Source organism: Pontibacter harenae, from assembly GCF_020907245.1.
GTDB classification, from domain to species: domain Bacteria; phylum Bacteroidota; class Bacteroidia; order Cytophagales; family Hymenobacteraceae; genus Pontibacter; species Pontibacter harenae.
The window spans coordinates 1-5,748 of sequence record NZ_JAJJWH010000084.1 but is presented as its reverse complement, the minus strand read 5'-3'; the positions used below and the strand labels follow the sequence as shown (position 1 = coordinate 5,748).

The 5,748-nt window shown below is 43.0% G+C and carries 4 protein-coding genes; all 4 read right to left on the bottom strand.

The genetic code is table 11. From position 1 onward, the window contains the following. Positions 1–92: galactokinase family protein (locus LN893_RS20085; protein WP_229973186.1), on the bottom strand; the 92-nt coding region annotated here is incomplete at its 3' end. 187 nt (positions 93–279) lie between these two features. Continuing rightward, entirely contained in the window at positions 280–3,441 is a 3,162-nt protein-coding gene (lacZ, locus tag LN893_RS20080) for a beta-galactosidase, LacZ type (protein ID WP_229973184.1), read from the bottom strand. A gap of 404 nt (positions 3,442–3,845) precedes the next feature. Beyond that, positions 3,846–5,441 carry a glycoside hydrolase gene (locus LN893_RS20075; protein WP_229973182.1) on the bottom strand — a complete coding sequence of 532 codons (1,596 nt, stop codon included), beginning with the start codon at positions 5,439–5,441 and terminating at the stop codon, positions 3,846–3,848. Between the two features lie 88 nt (positions 5,442–5,529). After that, a partial coding sequence (locus LN893_RS20070) for an integrase core domain-containing protein (RefSeq protein ID WP_229973180.1) occupies positions 5,530–5,748 on the bottom strand: 219 nt, incomplete at its 5' end.

Sequence of the window (5,748 nt, the reverse complement as noted above, 5' to 3'; positions counted from 1 at the left end):
TCCCCGATCAGGTTCACCCTACCAGGAGAGCGGACAACAACAGGGTCTGTCTTGTAGATTGCCTTGAATTTATCAATAATCAAATCTTGCATAAGCATGAATTCAATGATGTCTATTTGTTAATGATTGGATTGCTAGCAACAACTAGTTATTTTCTTTCCTAGCCTATCATTTTATAAAGGCAGGTTTAAGAATTTAGTAATGACAGAGGAACCTTAACAGCAGTTAGCAAACTGGCTTTCTACTATTAAGATTCCTCTTTAGAAATGATGGAACAGACTATTTCGTTTTGTCTAGTTTGCCTACCGCTTTCTGGTTGTTGTTATCAATCAAACTGATTTTGTAAGTGTAGGTGTACTTCTTGTCTAACAGTCTATACTCATCATGCGGTAAGCGTCCCCAGCTATCATCACCTCCAACACCGCGCTGTTTTAAGTCTACATGCAGAAATACCGAATTCTTTGGTTTGAGATCTGTCGGATGCTGCTGTTTTTTAGTTAGTCCTGGGTCCATCGCTTCTGCTTCGTAGTTCAGGGCACTGAAACCGAGAGGTTGCATGCCCTCTACCAGCAGTCCCTGGCCAGCATCATTTGTTAACTTAACCCAACGCACGTCTGCGTGGTAGCCATTCTCCTGCGGACGGATATAGTTTTTGGTAAACTGATTCTCTACGTTGTCTTCATGTTTACCTATAAAAGAAGCAGTCTTTCTATCGCTGTAGTTTTCCCAAGGTCCACGGCCGTAGTAACTTAGATTTTCGAACCGCCCTGGCAACTCCATTCGCATACCGAAACGAGGCAACTCTGGCAAATCTCTTCCCTCCATGTCTATAGAGGCTGTCACTTTGATAGAGCCATCGTTCTGAATTAAATACTCTATCGTGTATGGAACATTGATATCTGTAAGCTCATAAGTAACTTTAATCGGTAGTCCATCTGTTTGCTTCTGCCCTACTTCCACATTTTTTACTTTGCGGTTTGCATGGGCATTACGCCATACACCCAATTTCTCTGGCATTCCGTTGCCAAAGTCGTTGTCGGTAGGCGCGCGCCAGAAGTAAGGTTCTGGGTATTTCCCTATAATCCATTCACCGTCCTGAGCATACCAGGTCAGACGGCCTTGTTTTGTATTAAACTCACCTGTAATGTTTCCAGATTCAAATTTAAGCTTATCGCCGTCTCTGTTAATTTTCAAGTCTCCTTCAGGCGATGAGGTTACAAAGTAGTTGCTGCTGCCTAAACTAAGTTGTTCTCTTGCAATCTCATGCCCTGCCGGAACAAGTTCTGTTGCATTCTTAGTGTAGGCATATACATTTAGGAAATACTCTTCTCCGTTTTTCGCATTAATGGTTGGTAATTTTAGCCTCACATCTTTTTGCTCGTGCGGTGCAAGCTTTACATTGAAGTTTTCCTCTCCATATAATTCACCGTTTTTAAATATCTGGCACTTAAAGGTATACTTATCAAGATCAGTAAAATCATATTCGTTTTTAACGGAGATCGTTCCCTTTGAAAGGTCCTTTGCGCTGAATAAAATATTCTGGTATACCTTCTTCACCTCATACAGCCCAGGGTGAGGAGAGCGATCTGCAGCTACCAAACCATTGGCGTTAAAGTTCTCGTCGTTCTGTAGGTGAAAAGCACCAAGGTCTCCTCCATATGCCCAAAACTCGTTGCCATTGTTGTCCTTCGTTTTGAGACCCTGGTCTACCCAGTCCCAGATAAAACCACCCTGCATTTTTGGTGAGTTGCGGATAATATCCCAGTACTCCTTAAAGTTTCCGCTACTGTTGCCCATTGCATGAGAATACTCACACATAATGTAAGGTCGCTTTTTATCTGAAGCTGCATAAGATTTCATGTTGCTGATGGAAGGATACATAGGAGCTACAATATCAGTATTCCAATCTTCGCCAGCTTGCTCGAACTGCACAGGACGTGTTTTATCACGCTCTTTTATCCACTTGTAGCCATCATGAAATACATCGCCGTTGCCACTCTCATTACCCAATGACCATATAATAACAGACGGGTGGTTCTTGTCTCGTTCCACCATACGCTGGATGCGGTCCATATGCGCTGGAGCCCAAGCAGAAAGGTAAGCAGGATGCTTCTTCTTATCGAACCAGCTTTGCCACTCCGCACCCATTCCGTGTGTCTCTATGTTTGCTTCATCAACTAAATACATGCCATACTCATCGCACAGTTTATACCATAGCGGGTCGTTCGGATAATGGCTGGCACGTACTGCATTAATGTTATACAACTTCATCAGTTCAATGTCTTTCAACATCGATTCTCTGCTTATCACGTGGCCTTTTTCTTCGTCATGCTCATGGCGGTTAACGCCTTTCACCAAAACAGGCATTCCATTCACATGGAGTTGGGCATCTTTGATTTCAACTTTTCGGAAGCCAACCTTATTACCAGTTACAGCCACTATTTTACCCTGTCCATCTTTCAGCGTAATCACACAGCTGTATAGGTTCGGATACTCCCCACTCCACTTCTGCACATTTTTAACTGTTCCATCAAAGTTTAATTGCTCTGTAGCTGCACCTACTGCCGTAGTTTTCTCTTGCGTAAAAACTTTCTTGTTATTGCTATCATAAAGCTCTACCAACACGGTCGCTTTATCTGTGTTACTGCCTTCAAATTTCCGCAGGTCTACCGCCGCATTGAAAAGGCCATTTCTGTACTTACTATCTAAATCTCCCTTTACAAAAAAGTCCCAGACAGTTGTCTTTGGCATCGCCTGCAGATACACATCACGCTCGATACCGCTTAAGCGCCAAAAATCTTGATCTTCCAGGTAGCTACCGTCGTGCCAGCGGAACACCTGCACAGCCAGTTGGTTTTCTCCGTTTTTCAGATACTTAGTTACATTAAACTCGGCTGGCGTTTTGGCAGCTTTGGTCATGCCTACTTTTTGCCCATTCACATATACCTGGGCATAGCCCGAAATAGAACCAAAGTATAGTATCACTTCCTGTCCGTACCATGCACTAGGAACCGTAAATGTTCTGCGGTAAGTACCCACAGGGTTGTAGTTGTTGTCTACATAGGGCGGGTTTGCAGGAAAAGGATAAACGATGTTTGTATAGATGGGAATATCATGGCCCTCCAGTTCCCAGTTAGAAGGTACAGGTATACTTCCCCACTTACTGTCATCAAAACCTGCTTTATAAAAATCCTGTGGCCTATCAGCAGGCTTCTTTACCAAAGAAAATTTCCAGCTACCATTTAAAGACTGGTAGTAAGGAGATTTACTATAGTCGTCTTTACGAGCATCCTGTGCTTTTTCATACAACATAAAGGTAGCCCGTGGCTCCTCCTTGTTAAGATCCAGAACGGTCTGGTTTTCCCACTCATTTCCTTCGTTCTGTTGTGCCAGCAGCACATTTGCCCACAAAACACAGAAAAAAATAATTATACTTCGCATTTATTCCTATTGATTTAGTTATTGTAAATGTTTTAATCTTATTAAGTACTAGTTATGGCTTGCAACACTAGATTTCTCAGTCTCTAAATTTATTAGCTGCAGAAGCACAAATCTACTGCTAGGTAGAAAGCTTTATTTCACCTCTTAATAAAGCCTTATAGCCTTTTCATGCTCTTTTTCTTACTAAAATTCACGTTACAATATCCACCACAGAGGGAGTGCATTACCAACTTAAATTAGGTGAATTATTACCTAATGGCCAAAATAAGGATTTTTTGGTGAGTGCTTACTAAATAGATAGCAAAATTCTGTAATTCATGCGCAAATAACTTTAGAAGTTCATTAGTCTTACAATAAAGAACATATAAGATAACAGCGCAGCAACTTGTTTAAGTATGGCTACATTATTGACGCTCTATAACAATAGTAGTGATAGAACGGGGAGGTAAAGTTACGCCGTCTTTTACTTTCTGAGCAGGCATTGCTTTCATGTTATCGTCTGAGGAAGCAGTAGTTACATAGCTTTTGAATGTGCGGGCTTTAGGAAAGTTCTTCATATCAAGCTTCAGTGCTTGCGCTTCATTTTCGTAATTAACAGCAACCAACACCACTTTCTTTCCTGCACCATCGGCAAATGCAGATACCATTAGCTTCTGTGCAGCCTCTACCGCCTGAAGGCCATCGCTACGATGCGTCATGACACGGTGCATTCCTGGTCGGATAAACAGGCTGTAGTGCCCAAGCGCCCAAAGGTTCTTTGTTTCGCTGAAGTTGCCATTCTTAAAATCTTTGTCAGGTTGTAGGGCAATCAGGTAATAACGTGTGTCTACGTTAGCATTAACTGGCTCGTAAGCATTCCAGAACTGCCATGCGGCTGCATTTCCAACGGTTAAATCCTGGTGGATCAGTTTCGCCAGGAACAGGGCACAATCCATCGCAGATCTTCTACCTTTTATACCTTCTCTGAAGCCATCTCCCAGCATAGAATATTCTGACTGCCAAAAATCCACGCCATACTGCTTTACAGTATCAGCGGCATGCTTCCGTATGGCTACGATAGCACTATCGCCAGAATCAGTAAAATAACTATGCCCTACAACTAATCTGGGCACATGCTTCAGGTCGCCAAGGTATAAATTACTGCTTTTACCAAAGAACTGCTGCACCTGCTTAGAAGCCGTAGAAGAACCTCCGTAGAGGTAGGTAAGCATGCCAGCCTCGGGAAACAGTATTTCTGTTTGGAGTTGCTTCTGCGTTAAAGAATTATCCAGCGCTTTAACCACACGGCTTATCTCTTCATTTGTCCAGGGTGTACCTTCTTGTTTTGCCTCACCAAACTTATTAGACCAATCCCACTGTGGTTCATTTACTGGGCTTATGTAGTCAAATCGAATTCCTTCCTGCTCGAAATGCTTTATTACCTCTGCCAGGAAGTCGGTGTAGGCGGTATATTTATCTGGCCTTAAATTAGAACGGTAGTCTTTGATTGTTTTAAATCCGAGGCCGTTTTGTGTAAACTGCACCGGAGGCGTGTTCGAAAAAGCAATCAGCCTTTCTACACCGTAATCTTTGGCTCTTCTAAGAAACCATCTATATCCAGCTTGTATGCTCCAGTCATAGGTACCGTCGGGGCTAAGAAAGCTTTCAACTCTCCTGTTTACGTCTCTTATGCCACTGCTGTCACCTTGCTCTGCCGTACCCCCACCAATGTTAAAGCGCCAGGCCGACAGCCCTATACCTTTAGGATTACCTTGCGCATCAACCTCTTTGCTGAAAAGCAACTCCGCAATGCGCTCCTTCTTCTCGTCAGGCCAATACTTTCCTATCCCTTCTGAAAACCAGCACCCTGAGGCTCCAAAATTATCCATCACCTGCGCCTTTTTAAGAGCATCTACTGTGATAACTGTTGGATTTTTATGCTGCTTTTGCTTTTGAGCCAACGTAGCACAAGGGCTTACAAGGCACACAACTATGACTAAATTTTGAAAGAACTTATACATTAACAGTTAGTTATATCAAGGACGATAGTTTACCCGTTTGAGGGCTGTTTGTGCCCAAAGAAGCTTTATCTTTGAGGTCCTCCCATTTTTAGGATTGGTCAAAAGTAGAGAATTCAGGTTTTACTATGTTGTTTTGTATCCACTCCTCCGGTGTTCTGTCACCTAGTGAACTGTGGGGACGGAAGCCATTATACTCCTGCCGCCAAGCCTCGATCTTTTCCTGGGCATCCTCCAGAGAGAGGAACCAGTTCACATTCAGGCACTCGTCCCTAAAGCTCCCGTTGAAGGACTCGATAAAGGCATTATC